This is a genomic window from Klebsiella aerogenes KCTC 2190 (assembly GCF_000215745.1).
GTDB lineage: Bacteria > Pseudomonadota > Gammaproteobacteria > Enterobacterales > Enterobacteriaceae > Klebsiella > Klebsiella aerogenes.
Window position 1 is genome coordinate 2409656 of sequence record NC_015663.1, and the last position, 14022, is coordinate 2423677.

The following is a 14022-nucleotide window of genomic DNA, read 5'->3' on the forward strand; positions in this document are numbered from 1 at the left end:
CATGGCAGATTATCAGGGTAAAAAAGTCGTCATTATTGGGCTGGGTATGACCGGCCTGTCATGCGTGGACTTTTTCATGGCGCGCGGCGTAACCCCGCGCGTGATGGATACCCGCGTCGCCCCAGCCGGGCTTGATAAGCTGCCGGAAGCCGTTGAGCGCCACGTGGGCGGTCTTAACGACGATTGGCTGCTGGCGGCGGATCTGATCGTCGCAAGCCCCGGGATTGCCCTTGCGCACCCTTCACTGAGCGCCGCGGCCGACGCTGGCGTGGAAATCGTCGGCGATATCGAGCTGTTTTGCCGCGAGGCGCAGGCGCCGATTATCGCCATTACCGGCTCTAACGGAAAAAGCACCGTCACTACCCTGGTGGGCGAGATGGCGAAGGCGGCGGGCGTGAACGTCGGCGTTGGCGGCAATATCGGCCTGCCGGCGCTGATGCTGCTGGATCCGGCGCGCGAACTGTACGTGCTTGAACTTTCCAGCTTCCAGCTGGAGACGACCTCCAGCCTGAAAGCCGTCGCGGCAACCATCCTCAACGTGACTGAGGACCATATGGACCGCTATCCGCTGGGGCTGCAGCAGTATCGCGCGGCGAAACTGCGGGTCTATGAAAATGCTAAAACCTGCGTGGTGAATGCCGATGACGCGCTGACTATGCCGGTACGCGGCGCTGACGAACGCTGCGTCAGCTTCGGCGTCGATGTTGGCGACTATCACCTTAACCGCCAGCAGGGCGAAACCTGGCTGCGGGTGAAGGGTGAGAAAGTGCTGAACGTGAAGGAAATGACCATCAGCGGTCAGCACAACTACAGCAATGCCCTGGCGGCGCTGGCGCTGGCGGATGCCGCGGGCTTGCCGCGCGCCAGTAGCCTGAAGGCGCTGACCACCTTCACCGGCCTGGCCCACCGTTTCCAGCTGGCGCTGGAGCATAACGGCGTGCGTTGGATCAATGACTCCAAGGCGACCAACGTCGGCAGTACCGAGGCGGCGCTGAACGGCCTGCATCTCGACGGCACGCTGTATCTGCTGTTGGGCGGCGACGGTAAATCCGCCGACTTCACGCCGCTGAAACGCTATCTTGGCGGCGATAACGTTCGTCTGTACTGCTTCGGCCGCGACGGCGCTCAACTGGCGGCGCTGCGTCCGGAAATCGCGGTGCAAACCGAAACCATGGAACAGGCGATGCGGCAGATCGCTTCGCAGGTCAAATCAGGCGATATGGTCTTACTGTCGCCAGCCTGCGCGAGCCTGGACCAGTTTAAAAACTTTGAACAACGGGGTGATGTCTTTACCCGTCTGGCGAAGGAGTTAGGTTGATGCGTTTCTCTCTCCCACGCCTGAAAATGCCACAGCTGGGCCTGCCCCGGTTGAAGCTGCCGCGACTGCCGGGGATGTTTATTTTTGCCTGGCTGTTCGCCGCGCTGAAAGGTTGGGTGATGGGCTCGCGCCCGAAAGATAACGATAGCCTGGTCATGTATGACCGGATGCTGCTGTGGCTGACCTTCGGCCTGGCGGCGATCGGTTTTATCATGGTGACCTCGGCATCAATGCCGGTCGGACAGCGTCTGGCGAACGATCCGTTCCTGTTTGCTAAGCGTGATGGTCTGTACATTGTGCTGGCCTTCGCGCTGGCGATGATTACGCTCCGTCTGCCGATGGAGTTCTGGCAGCGCCACAGTACCGCGATGCTGATCGCCTCGATTGTGATGCTGCTAATCGTCCTGGTGGTGGGGAGCTCGGTTAACGGCGCCTCGCGTTGGATCGCGCTCGGGCCGCTGCGTATTCAGCCAGCGGAGTTCACCAAGCTATCGCTGTTCTGCTACATCGCCAACTATCTGGTGCGTAAAGCGGATGAGGTGCGTAACAACCTGCGCGGCTTCTTAAAGCCGATGGGCGTGATTTTTGTGCTGGCGATTCTGCTGCTGGCGCAGCCTGACCTCGGTACGGTGGTTGTGTTGTTCGTGACCACGCTGGCGATGTTGTTCCTGGCCGGCGCCAAGCTCTGGCAGTTTATCGCCATTATCGGCATGGGGATCTCGGCGGTGGTGCTGCTGATCCTCGCCGAACCGTATCGTATTCGCCGCGTCACTTCCTTCTGGAACCCGTGGGAAGACCCGTTTGGCAGCGGCTATCAGCTGACCCAATCGCTGATGGCCTTTGGTCGCGGCGAGATGTGGGGACAGGGCCTCGGCAACTCGGTGCAGAAACTGGAGTATTTACCTGAAGCGCACACCGACTTTATCTTCGCCATTATCGGCGAAGAACTCGGTTATATCGGTGTGGTACTCGCGCTTTTAATGGTATTCTTCGTCGCCTTTCGCGCCATGTCGATTGGTCGCAAAGCGCTGGAGATTGACCACCGCTTCTCCGGCTTCCTGGCCTGTGCAATCGGCGTGTGGTTTAGCTTCCAGGCGTTGGTTAACGTCGGGGCGGCGGCGGGGATGCTGCCGACCAAAGGTCTGACCCTGCCATTGATTAGTTATGGTGGTTCCAGTCTGCTGATTATGTCGACGGCCATTATGTTTTTATTGCGAATTGATTATGAAACGCGCCTCGAGAAAGCGCAGGCGTTTACACGGGGTGTTCGATGAGCGGTCAGGAAAAGCGGTTAATGGTGATGGCGGGCGGCACTGGCGGACACGTGTTCCCGGGGCTGGCGGTCGCGCACCATTTAATGGACCAGGGCTGGCAGGTTCGCTGGCTGGGCACCGCCGATCGTATGGAAGCGGATTTAGTGCCGAAACACGGCATTGATATCGATTTTATCCGCATCTCCGGCCTGCGTGGCAAAGGGCTAAAAGCGCAACTGTTAGCGCCGGTGCGGATCTTCAACGCCTGGCGGCAGGCGCGGGCGATCATGAAGCGTTTCCAGCCGGATGTGGTGCTGGGCATGGGCGGTTATGTTTCCGGGCCTGGCGGTCTGGCGGCATGGTCGCTCGGGATCCCTGTGGTGCTGCATGAACAAAACGGCATTGCAGGCCTGACCAATAAATGGCTGGCGAAGATTGCGAAGAAAGTGATGCAGGCGTTTCCCGGCGCCTTCCCGCATGCAGATGTCGTCGGGAATCCGGTGCGTACTGACGTTCTCGCGCTACCGCTGCCGGGACAGCGTCTGGTGGGGCGGCAGGGGCCGATTCGCGTGCTGGTGGTTGGCGGCTCCCAAGGCGCGCGCGTACTGAACCAGACTATGCCGCAGGTGGCCGCGAAGCTTGGCGATGCGGTGACTATCTGGCATCAGAGCGGGAAAGGCGGCATGGATACCGTGCGCCAGGCGTACGCCGCCGCCGGTCAGCCGCAGCATAAAGTGACTGAGTTTATTGATGATATGGCGGCAGCCTATGCCTGGGCCGATGTAGTTGTTTGTCGTTCCGGCGCGCTGACGGTCAGCGAAATCGCCGCCGCAGGTTTACCGGCATTGTTCGTCCCGTTCCAGCACAAAGATCGTCAGCAGTACTGGAATGCGCTGCCGCTGGAAAAAGCCGGCGCGGCGAAAATTCTCGAACAACCCGAGTTCACGGCGGATGCTGTGGCGGCCACCCTGGCCGGTTGGGATCGGGAAACCCTGATGGATATGGCGGAACGAGCGCGTGGCGCTTCGATTCCGGATGCTACCGAGCGGGTAGCGGAAGAGGTCAGCGCCGTAGCTTTGGCGCGCTAATCGCGGTGATTTTCACCGCCCGAATAAAGAAGTTGATGGCGTAAAGAATGAATACACAAGATTTGGCAAAACTGCGTTCCATAGTGCCCGAGATGCGTCGCGTCCGGCACATTCACTTTGTCGGCATCGGCGGTGCCGGTATGGGCGGTATTGCCGAAGTGTTGGCGAATGAAGGCTACCAGATTAGCGGCTCCGATCTCGCGCCGAATCCGGTAACTCAGCAATTGTCGCAGCTTGGCGCCACCATTTATTTCAACCATCGCCCGGAAAACGTGCGCGATGCCAGCGTTGTCGTGGTGTCCAGCGCGATCTCCGCGGATAACCCGGAAATCGTCGCCGCGCACGAAGCGCGCATTCCGGTGATCCGCCGCGCGGAAATGCTGGCGGAACTCATGCGTTTCCGTCACGGGATTGCGATTGCCGGTACGCACGGCAAAACCACGACCACTGCGATGGTATCCAGCATTTACGCCGAAGCCGGCCTCGATCCGACCTTCGTCAACGGTGGGCTGGTGAAGGCGGCGGGCGTACATGCCCGTCTTGGCCATAGCCGCTACCTGATTGCGGAAGCGGATGAGAGCGATGCGTCGTTCCTGCATCTGCAGCCGATGGTCGCCATTGTGACCAACATCGAAGCCGATCATATGGATACCTATCATGGCGACTTCGAGAACCTGAAGCAGACCTTTATTAACTTCCTGCACAATCTGCCGTTCTACGGGCGCGCGGTGATGTGCGTGGATGACCCGGTGATTCGTGAACTGCTGCCGCGCGTCGGCCGCCAAATCACCACCTATGGTTTTAGCGATGACGCCGACGTACGCATTGAAGAGTATCGTCAGGTCGGCGCGCAGGGCCATTTCCGCCTGGTACGCCAGGATAAAGAGGTCATGCAGGTGATGCTGAACGCGCCGGGTCGCCACAATGCGCTCAACGCTGCCGCGGCCGTTGCCGTCGCGACGGAAGAGGGCATTGAAGACGAGGCGATTCTGCGCGCGCTGGAGAGTTTCCAGGGCACCGGCCGCCGTTTCGACTTCCTTGGCGAATATCCGCTGGCGGAAGTCAACGGCAAGAGCGGTAGCGCGATGCTAATTGACGATTACGGCCATCATCCGACGGAAGTTGACGCCACTATCAAAGCGGCGCGTGCCGGCTGGCCGGATAAAAATCTGGTGATGGTATTCCAGCCGCACCGTTATACCCGTACTCGCGATCTGTACGATGATTTCGCCAACGTGCTGACCCAGGTTGATGCGCTGCTGATGCTGGATGTGTATCCGGCGGGCGAAGCGCCGATCCCAGGCGCCGATAGCCGCTCGCTGTGCCGCACGATCCGCGGTCGCGGCAAAGTTGACCCGATTCTGGTTTCCGATCCGGCGCAGGCCGCGGAGATGCTGGCATCGGTATTGACCGGCGACGATCTGGTGCTGGTGCAGGGCGCCGGCAACATAGGAAAAATCGCACGTCACCTGGCTGAAATCAAACTGGTACCGCAAAAAACGGAGGAGGACCGACATGGCTGATAAAATCGCGGTTCTCTTCGGCGGAACCTCCGCTGAACGTGAAGTCTCGCTGAATTCAGGCGCTGCGGTGTTGGCCGGGCTGCGTGAAGGCGGGGTGGATGCTCACCCGGTCGATCCGCGCGACGTTGATATCACCCAGTTGAAGAACATGGGCTTTAAGAAAGCGTTTATTGCCCTGCACGGGCGCGGCGGCGAAGATGGCACGCTGCAAGGCCTTCTGGAGCTCATTCAACTGCCGTACACCGGCAGCGGCGTAATGGCTTCCGCTATTTCTATGGATAAGCTGCGCAGTAAATTACTGTGGCAGGGAGCGGGATTACCGGTCGCGCCGTGGGTTGCATTGACCCGCGCGCAGTTCAACGCAGGACTTTCTGCTGGCGTTTCTGAGCAGATTGCGGCGCTGGGGCTGCCGGTTATCATCAAGCCGAGCCGCGAAGGGTCCAGCGTCGGCATGTCGAAAGTTAGCGAAAGTTGTGCAATGCAGGATGCATTGGCGCTGGCTTTTCAGCATGATGATGAAGTTCTGATTGAGAAATGGCTCAGTGGCCCGGAATTTACCGTCGCTATCGTCGGTGAAGAAATTTTACCGTCAATTCGTATCCAGGCGGCTGGAACCTTCTATGATTATGAGGCGAAGTATCTCTCTGATGAGACGCAATATTTCTGCCCTGGTTTTGAGGAACCCGCCCGCGAGTCAGAAATCCAGAGCCTGGTGCTTAAAGCCTGGAATGTTCTGGGTTGCAAAGGATGGGGACGTATTGATGTGATGCTGGACAGCGATGGCCAGTTTTATCTGCTGGAAGCGAACACCTCACCGGGGATGACCAGCCATAGTCTGGTGCCGATGGCGGCCCGTCAGGCGGGGATGAGCTTCTCGCAGCTTGTTGTACGAATTCTGGACCTGGCGGGGTGATATGTCGCAGGCGGCGCTGAATACGCGGAACCAGGAAGAAGAATCGATTGCTTCTTCGCGTCGGAATAATGGAACCCGGCTGGCAGGGATCGTTTTCCTGCTGGCGGTGTTGTGTACCGTGTTGGTCAGCGGATGGATGGTTCTTGGTTGGATGGAAGATGCGCAGCGTCTGCCGTTGTCGAAAATGGTCGTCACCGGCGAACGTCACTACACGCGTAACGATGATATCCGTCAGGCTATTCTGGCGTTGGGCTCGCCGGGCACCTTTATGACTCAGGATGTCAACATCATCCAGAGCCAAATTGAGCGCCTGCCGTGGATTAAACAGGCGAGCGTAAGAAAACAATGGCCCGATGAATTGAAGATTCATCTGGTTGAATATGTGCCGATTGCGCGCTGGAATGATCAACATATGGTAGACGTCGAAGGAAATTCTTTCAGCGTGCCGGCGGATCGTACCAGCAAACAGAACTTACCGATGTTATACGGCCCGGAAGGCAGCGAAAATGAAGTGCTGCAGGGATACCGCGACATGGGACAGGTGCTGGCAAAGAATAAGTTCACGTTGAAAGTGGCGGCAATGACCGCGCGTCGCTCCTGGCAGTTGACGCTTAATAACGATATTAAGCTCAACCTTGGCCGCGGCGACACCATGAAACGGCTTCAGCGCTTTATGGAACTCTACCCGGTTCTTCAGCAGCAGGCACAGACCGACGGCAAACGGATAAGCTACGTTGATTTGCGCTATGACTCGGGTGCGGCGGTAGGTTGGGTACCTGCTCCCGTAGAGGAAAATAATCAACAACAGAATCAGGCACAGGCAGAACAACGATGATCAAGGCGACGGACAGAAAACTGGTAGTTGGACTGGAGATTGGCACCGCGAAGGTTGCCGCTTTAGTAGGGGAAGTTCTGCCCGACGGTATGATTAATATCATTGGCGTGGGCAGTTGCCCATCGCGCGGCATGGATAAAGGCGGGGTGAATGACCTCGAGTCGGTAGTGAAATGCGTACAGCGCGCTATCGACCAGGCTGAACTGATGGCCGATTGCCAGATCTCATCAGTGTATCTGGCGCTTTCAGGTAAGCATATTAGCTGTCAAAATGAGATTGGCATGGTGCCTATCTCCGAAGAAGAGGTGACGCAGGATGACGTGGAAAACGTCGTTCATACCGCGAAATCGGTACGCGTACGCGACGAACATCGCGTACTGCACGTCATCCCGCAGGAATACGCCATCGACTACCAGGAAGGTATTAAAAACCCGGTAGGGTTATCCGGCGTGCGTATGCAGGCGAAGGTACATCTGATTACCTGCCATAACGATATGGCGAAAAACATTGTTAAAGCGGTTGAACGTTGTGGTCTGAAAGTTGACCAACTTATTTTCGCCGGTTTAGCGGCCAGTTATTCCGTATTAACGGAAGACGAACGTGAGCTGGGTGTCTGCGTAGTGGACATCGGCGGTGGTACAATGGATATCGCCGTGTATACCGGCGGCGCGCTGCGTCACACCAAAGTGATCCCTTACGCGGGCAACGTGGTGACCAGCGACATCGCCTATGCCTTCGGTACGCCGCCGAGCGACGCCGAAGCCATCAAGGTTCGTCACGGTTGCGCATTAGGTTCAATCGTCGGTAAAGACGAAAACGTGGAAGTACCGAGCGTGGGCGGACGTCCGCCGCGTAGCCTGCAGCGTCAGACGCTGGCGGAGGTGATTGAACCGCGTTATACCGAACTGCTCAATCTGGTTAATGAAGAAATCCTGCAGCTGCAGGAACAGCTCCGTCAGCAAGGGGTCAAACACCATCTGGCGGCGGGGATTGTTTTAACCGGCGGCGCCGCGCAAATCGAAGGCCTGGCGGCCTGCGCGCAGCGCGTGTTCCATACGCAGGTGCGCATTGGCGCGCCGCTGAACATTACCGGTTTAACGGATTACGCTCAGGAGCCGTATTATTCGACGGCGGTTGGGCTGCTGCACTACGGAAAAGAGTCACATCTCAGTGGTGAAGCAGAAGTCGAAAAACGCGTGACGGCGTCAGTGGGCTCGTGGATTAAGCGACTCAACAGCTGGCTGCGAAAAGAGTTTTAATTTTTTAAGAGAACGCAGACAATTAGCGTTCTCAGGCGACAGGCACAAGACGGAGAGAAACTATGTTTGAACCTATGGAACTGACCAACGACGCGGTGATTAAAGTCATCGGCGTCGGTGGCGGCGGCGGTAATGCCGTTGAACACATGGTGCGCGAGCGCATTGAGGGTGTTGAATTCTTCGCGGTGAACACCGATGCGCAGGCGCTGCGTAAAACGGCTGTTGGCCAGACTATCCAGATCGGTAGCGGTATTACCAAAGGTCTGGGTGCAGGCGCGAACCCGGAAGTTGGCCGTAATGCGGCTGACGAAGACCGTGAAGCGCTGCGCGCTGCGCTTGATGGCGCGGACATGGTCTTTATCGCGGCGGGTATGGGCGGCGGTACCGGTACCGGTGCGGCGCCAGTGGTCGCGGAAGTGGCGAAGGATCTGGGTATCCTGACCGTTGCGGTCGTCACTAAGCCATTTAATTTCGAAGGCAAGAAGCGCATGGCGTTTGCTGAGCAGGGGATCACCGAGCTGTCCAAGCACGTTGACTCACTGATCACCATCCCGAACGACAAGCTGCTGAAAGTACTGGGTCGCGGTATCTCTCTGCTCGACGCTTTTGGCGCGGCAAACGACGTACTGAAAGGCGCGGTGCAGGGTATTGCCGAACTGATTACCCGTCCAGGTCTGATGAACGTCGACTTCGCGGACGTTCGTACCGTGATGTCGGAAATGGGCTACGCAATGATGGGCTCCGGCGTGGCGAGCGGTGAAGACCGTGCGGAAGAAGCGGCTGAAATGGCTATCTCTTCTCCGCTGCTGGAAGATATCGATCTGTCCGGCGCGCGTGGCGTTCTGGTCAACATCACCGCTGGCTTCGACCTGCGTCTGGATGAGTTCGAAACCGTTGGTAACACTATCCGCGCCTTTGCTTCGGATAACGCGACCGTGGTTATCGGTACCTCTCTGGACCCGGATATGAACGACGAGCTGCGCGTAACCGTTGTTGCGACCGGTATCGGTATGGACAAGCGTCCGGAAATTACCCTGGTGACCAACAAACAGGTACAGCAGCCGGTAATGGATCGCTACCAGCAGCACGGTATGGCTCCATTAACTCAAGAGCAGAAACCGGTCGCGAAAGTGGTGAACGACAATACGCCGCAAACCGCGAAAGAGCCGGATTATCTGGATATTCCAGCTTTCCTGCGTAAGCAAGCCGATTAAGAATTGGCTGGAAGTTGGGCATCTGCGCTCTTTGTGCTAAACTGCCCTGCCGAATGTATAGTACACTTCGGTTGGATAGGTAACTTGGCGAGATTATACGATGATCAAACAAAGGACTCTTAAACGTATTGTTCAGGCGACTGGTGTCGGTTTGCATACCGGCAAGAAAGTCACGCTGACTTTACGCCCTGCGCCGGCAAATACCGGGGTCATCTATCGTCGCACCGACTTGAATCCACCGGTTGATTTTCCGGCTGATGCCAAATCTGTGCGTGATACCATGCTCTGTACTTGCCTGGTGAACGAGCATGACGTGCGGATTTCTACAGTCGAGCACTTAAATGCCGCACTGGCTGGCCTGGGCATCGACAACATTATTGTTGAAGTCGATGCGCCGGAAATCCCGATTATGGACGGTAGCGCCGCTCCGTTCGTTTATCTGTTGCTGGATGCCGGCATCGATGAACTGAACAGCGCCAAGAAATTTGTGCGTATCAAAGAGACGGTTCGCGTTGAAGATGGCGACAAATGGGCTGAATTTAAGCCGTATAATGGTTTTTCGTTGGACTTTACCATCGACTTTAACCATCCGGCTATCGACTCCAGCACCCAACGCTATGCGCTGAACTTCTCGGCCGATGCGTTCATGCGTCAGATTAGCCGTGCTCGTACTTTCGGTTTCATGCGTGATATCGAATATCTGCAGTCCCGTGGCCTGTGCCTGGGCGGCAGCTTCGATTGTGCCATCGTTGTTGACGATTATCGCGTACTGAACGAAGACGGTCTGCGCTTTGAAGATGAATTTGTTCGCCACAAAATGCTGGATGCGATCGGTGACCTGTTTATGTGTGGTCACAACATTATCGGCGCATTCACGGCGTTCAAATCCGGTCACGCGTTAAATAACAAACTGCTACAGGCTGTTCTGGCAAAACAGGAAGCCTGGGAGTATGTGACCTTCGAAGACGACGCAAAACTGCCGCTGGCATTCCGCGCACCGTCAATGGTTCTGGCGTAAGCCTGACCATTCAGTAAATTCGACTGGTAACCTGGTACTCTCTCCGTCCAGGGAACCAGTCGTTTTTCTTTTTAGCCTCCCTAAACCGCTTTTCACTGTGTTTCGCTGGCAATAATATGTGCGCGTTCGCTGCTTTATTAAGCGTTTTCCCGCAGCATTAGCGTTCATTCCTGCTGTCTCGGCGCGGTATTAATGTTAGTATTTGGGCGCAAAATTTTTCTCTGGGTTGCTTTATCCTGTCGATTTCAGGCTGTACTGCGAAGACCGCCAATAAAATGGACCGCCTGAAAGGACGCAGGAATACCAACTAAAGGTAAAGAAAGTGAGTGGATTGCTGACGCGTTGGCGACAGTTTGGCAGACGGTATTTTTGGCCGCATCTCCTGTTGGGGATGGTCGCGGCTAGCCTCGGCCTGCCTGCGCTTAACAACAGCCACGAAACCACTACGCCGGCGAAAGCTACGGCCAGCAACCATAATCCGAATAAAGTTAACTTCTCCCAGCTGGCGCTGCTGGAGGCCAATCGTCGGCCGAACTTTACCGTCGACTACTGGCATCAGCATGCGATTCGCACCGTCATTCGCCATCTGTCGTTTGCGATGGCGCCGCAGGCTTTGCCGGTGGCGGAAGAATCATCGCCGCTGCAGGCCCAGCATCTGGCCCTGCTCGATACGCTCAGCGCGCTGCTGACCCAGGACAGCAAACCGCCGGTGGTTATCCGCCAGGCGGCTTATATCCCTTCCTCTTATTCTGCCTTCCGCGTCAGCGCCTGGATAAGCCAGGTAGCGGGGATCCGCGCAGGGCCTCAACGTCTCAGCTGAAAATAAACACGGACCATCCTATTTTTTTGACTCCGCACCGCGGGGCGTTTGAGATTTTATTATGCTAATTAAAATGTTAACTAAAGTGTTCGGTAGCCGTAATGACCGTACGCTGCGTCGTATGCGCAAAGCCGTCAACATCATCAACGGTATGGAACCGGCGATGGAAAAACTCTCTGATGACGAGCTGAAAGCCAAAACCGGGGAATTCCGCGCGCGTCTGGAGAAAGGTGAAAGCCTGGAAAGCCTGATCCCGGAAGCGTTTGCCGTGGTGCGTGAAGCGAGTAAACGCGTCTTCGGCATGCGCCACTTCGACGTGCAGCTGCTGGGCGGTATGGTACTGAACGACCGCTGCATCGCGGAAATGCGTACCGGTGAAGGTAAAACCCTGACCGCGACGTTACCGGCGTACCTTAACGCGCTGACCGGTAAAGGCGTTCACGTCGTTACCGTCAACGACTATCTGGCGCAACGTGACGCCGAAAACAACCGTCCGCTGTTCGAATTCCTCGGTATGAGCGTGGGCATCAATATGTCCGGCCTGCCTGCGCCGGCGAAGCGTGAAGCCTACGCGGCCGACATCACTTACGGCACCAACAACGAATACGGCTTCGACTATCTGCGCGATAACATGGCGTTCAGCCCGGAAGAGCGCGTACAGCGTAAACTGCACTATGCATTGGTGGATGAGGTGGACTCCATCCTGATCGATGAAGCGCGTACGCCGCTTATCATTTCCGGCCCGGCTGAAGACAGCTCCGAAATGTATCGCAAGGTAAACAAAATTATTCCGCACCTGATCCGCCAGGAAAAGGAAGACTCCGACACCTTTACCGGTGAAGGCCACTTCTCCGTAGATGAGAAAGCTCGCCAGGTTAACCTGACCGAACGTGGTCTGGTACTGATCGAAGAGCTTCTGGTGCAGGAAGGCATCATGGAGGAAGGCGAATCACTGTATTCTCCGACCAACATCATGCTGATGCACCATGTTACCGCCGCGCTGCGCGCCCACGCGCTGTTTACCCGCGACGTTGACTACATCGTGAAAGATGGCGAAGTCATCATCGTCGATGAACACACCGGCCGTACGATGCAGGGGCGTCGCTGGTCCGATGGCCTCCACCAGGCGGTAGAAGCCAAAGAAGGCGTGGAGATCCAGAACGAGAACCAGACTTTGGCATCCATCACCTTCCAGAACTACTTCCGTCTGTACGAGAAGCTGGCGGGGATGACCGGTACCGCGGATACCGAAGCCTTTGAATTCAGCTCCATCTATAAACTGGATACCGTTGTCGTCCCTACTAACCGTCCGATGATCCGTAAGGATATGGCGGATCTGGTCTACATGACCGAAGCGGAAAAAATTCAGGCGATTATCGAGGATATTAAAGATCGTACCGCTGCCGGTCAGCCGGTGCTGGTCGGTACTATCTCAATCGAAAAATCTGAAGTGGTTTCCCGTGAACTGACGAAAGCCGGCATCAAGCACAACGTCCTGAACGCCAAGTTCCACGCCAGCGAAGCGGATATCGTCGCCCAGGCGGGTTATCCGGCTGCGGTTACCATCGCCACCAACATGGCGGGTCGTGGTACCGATATTATGCTCGGCGGTAGCTGGCAGGCAGAAGTCGCCGCGCTGGAAAATCCAACGCCGGAGCAGATTGAAAAAATCAAAGCTGACTGGCAGGTGCGCCACGATGCGGTCCTGGCCGCAGGCGGTCTGCACATCATCGGTACCGAGCGTCATGAGTCCCGCCGTATCGATAACCAGCTGCGTGGCCGTGCTGGCCGTCAGGGCGATGCCGGTTCTTCCCGCTTCTACCTGTCGATGGAAGATGCTCTGATGCGCATCTTCGCCTCCGATCGCGTATCCGGCATGATGCGTAAACTGGGGATGAAGCCGGGCGAAGCTATCGAGCACCCGTGGGTGACCAAAGCGATTGCCAACGCCCAGCGTAAAGTGGAAAGCCGCAACTTCGACATTCGTAAACAGCTGCTGGAATATGATGACGTCGCCAACGATCAGCGTCGCGCTATCTACACCCAGCGTAACGAGCTGCTGGATATCTCCGACGTGAGCGAAACCATCAACAGCATCCGCGAAGACGTCTTCAAAGCCACTATTGATGCGCATATCCCGCCGCAGTCGCTGGAAGAGATGTGGGATATTGAAGGCCTGCAGGAACGTCTGAAAAACGACTTCGACCTTGAGCTGCCAATCAAAGAGTGGCTGGATAAAGAGCCGGAGCTGCACGAAGAGACCCTGCGTGAACGTATTCTGCAGAGCGCGGTAGAAACCTACCAGCGTAAAGAAGAAGTGGTCGGCGCCGAAATGATGCGTCACTTCGAGAAAGGCGTCATGCTGCAAACGCTGGATTCCTTGTGGAAAGAGCACCTGGCGGCGATGGACTACCTGCGCCAGGGTATCCATCTGCGCGGCTACGCGCAGAAAGATCCGAAGCAGGAGTACAAGCGCGAATCCTTCTCGATGTTTGCCGCTATGCTCGAATCGCTGAAGTATGAAGTTATCAGCACGCTGAGCAAGGTACAGGTGCGGATGCCGGAAGAAGTCGAAGAGATGGAACAGCAACGTCGCGAAGAGGCAGAGCGTCTCGCGCAGATGCAGCAGCTGAGCCATCAGGATGACGATACACTGGCTGCCGCCTCGCTGGCTGAACAGACCGGCGACCGTAAAGTCGGGCGTAACGATCCGTGCCCGTGCGGTTCCGGTAAAAAATACAAACAGTGCCACGGCCGTCTGAGCTAAGGGCTGATAAAAAG

At 56.7% G+C, this 14022-nt stretch carries 11 protein-coding genes; all 11 read left to right on the forward strand.

The genetic code is table 11. The annotated features are described in order from the left end of the window. Nucleotide 1 precedes the first annotated feature (1 nt). Nucleotides 2-1318 (forward strand): UDP-N-acetylmuramoyl-L-alanine--D-glutamate ligase, encoded by a 1317-nt coding sequence (murD, locus tag EAE_RS11465; RefSeq protein WP_015704401.1) that lies wholly within the window; start codon nucleotides 2-4, stop codon nucleotides 1316-1318. Further along, complete coding sequence (gene ftsW, locus EAE_RS11470; RefSeq protein ID WP_015368247.1) at nucleotides 1318-2592, forward strand: cell division protein FtsW; 1275 nt, start codon at nucleotides 1318-1320, stop codon at nucleotides 2590-2592. Before murD ends, ftsW begins: the two co-directional genes overlap by 1 nt. Next, nucleotides 2589-3659, forward strand: coding sequence for an undecaprenyldiphospho-muramoylpentapeptide beta-N-acetylglucosaminyltransferase (gene murG / locus EAE_RS11475; protein ID WP_015368246.1), 1071 nt, complete (start codon nucleotides 2589-2591; stop codon nucleotides 3657-3659). The genes ftsW and murG overlap by 4 nt, the downstream gene beginning before the upstream one ends. Nucleotides 3660-3706: 47 nt before the next feature. Further along, a complete protein-coding gene (murC, locus tag EAE_RS11480) occupies nucleotides 3707-5182 on the forward strand; it encodes a UDP-N-acetylmuramate--L-alanine ligase (RefSeq protein WP_015704402.1) in 1476 nt (491 codons plus the stop codon). Then, nucleotides 5175-6095 carry a D-alanine--D-alanine ligase gene (locus EAE_RS11485; protein WP_015704403.1) on the forward strand — a complete coding sequence of 307 codons (921 nt, stop codon included), beginning with the start codon at nucleotides 5175-5177 and terminating at the stop codon, nucleotides 6093-6095. The genes murC and EAE_RS11485 overlap by 8 nt, the downstream gene beginning before the upstream one ends. A 1-nt stretch (nucleotide 6096) precedes the next feature. Next, the gene (gene ftsQ / locus EAE_RS11490) at nucleotides 6097-6930 is read left to right on the forward strand and encodes a cell division protein FtsQ (protein ID WP_015368242.1); all 834 of its coding nucleotides are present in this window, start codon (nucleotides 6097-6099) and stop codon (nucleotides 6928-6930) included. Then, complete coding sequence (gene ftsA / locus EAE_RS11495) at nucleotides 6927-8189, forward strand: cell division protein FtsA (RefSeq protein ID WP_002888625.1); 1263 nt, start codon at nucleotides 6927-6929, stop codon at nucleotides 8187-8189. The genes ftsQ and ftsA overlap by 4 nt, the downstream gene beginning before the upstream one ends. A 62-nt stretch (nucleotides 8190-8251) precedes the next feature. Next, entirely contained in the window at nucleotides 8252-9403 is a 1152-nt protein-coding gene (gene ftsZ / locus EAE_RS11500; protein ID WP_004857884.1) for a cell division protein FtsZ, read from the forward strand. Nucleotides 9404-9503: 100 nt separating this feature from the next. Next, on the forward strand, nucleotides 9504-10421 hold the full coding sequence (lpxC, locus tag EAE_RS11505) for a UDP-3-O-acyl-N-acetylglucosamine deacetylase (RefSeq protein WP_015368241.1): 918 nt from the start codon (nucleotides 9504-9506) through the stop codon (nucleotides 10419-10421). Between the two features lie 322 nt (nucleotides 10422-10743). Next, on the forward strand, nucleotides 10744-11241 hold the full coding sequence (secM, locus tag EAE_RS11510) for a secA translation cis-regulator SecM (RefSeq protein ID WP_015368240.1): 498 nt from the start codon (nucleotides 10744-10746) through the stop codon (nucleotides 11239-11241). Nucleotides 11242-11302: 61 nt separating this feature from the next. Then, nucleotides 11303-14008, forward strand: a complete 2706-nt coding sequence (gene secA, locus EAE_RS11515) for a preprotein translocase subunit SecA (RefSeq protein WP_015704405.1) — start codon at nucleotides 11303-11305, stop codon at nucleotides 14006-14008. The last annotated feature ends 14 nt before the right edge of the window (nucleotides 14009-14022 follow it).

Bases quoted from the DNA above. Each gene is read 5' to 3' on its own strand.
- murD (WP_015704401.1), top strand. From the start codon at position 2: ATGGCAGATTATCAGGGTAAAAAAGTCGTCATTATTGGGCTGGGTATG.
- ftsW (WP_015368247.1), top strand. From the start codon at position 1,318: ATGCGTTTCTCTCTCCCACGCCTGAAAATGCCACAGCTGGGCCTGCCC.
- murG (WP_015368246.1), top strand. From the start codon at position 2,589: ATGAGCGGTCAGGAAAAGCGGTTAATGGTGATGGCGGGCGGCACTGGC.
- murC (WP_015704402.1), top strand. From the start codon at position 3,707: ATGAATACACAAGATTTGGCAAAACTGCGTTCCATAGTGCCCGAGATG.
- EAE_RS11485 (WP_015704403.1), top strand. From the start codon at position 5,175: ATGGCTGATAAAATCGCGGTTCTCTTCGGCGGAACCTCCGCTGAACGT.
- ftsQ (WP_015368242.1), top strand. From the start codon at position 6,097: ATGTCGCAGGCGGCGCTGAATACGCGGAACCAGGAAGAAGAATCGATT.
- ftsA (WP_002888625.1), top strand. From the start codon at position 6,927: ATGATCAAGGCGACGGACAGAAAACTGGTAGTTGGACTGGAGATTGGC.
- ftsZ (WP_004857884.1), top strand. From the start codon at position 8,252: ATGTTTGAACCTATGGAACTGACCAACGACGCGGTGATTAAAGTCATC.
- lpxC (WP_015368241.1), top strand. From the start codon at position 9,504: ATGATCAAACAAAGGACTCTTAAACGTATTGTTCAGGCGACTGGTGTC.
- secA (WP_015704405.1), top strand. From the start codon at position 11,303: ATGCTAATTAAAATGTTAACTAAAGTGTTCGGTAGCCGTAATGACCGT.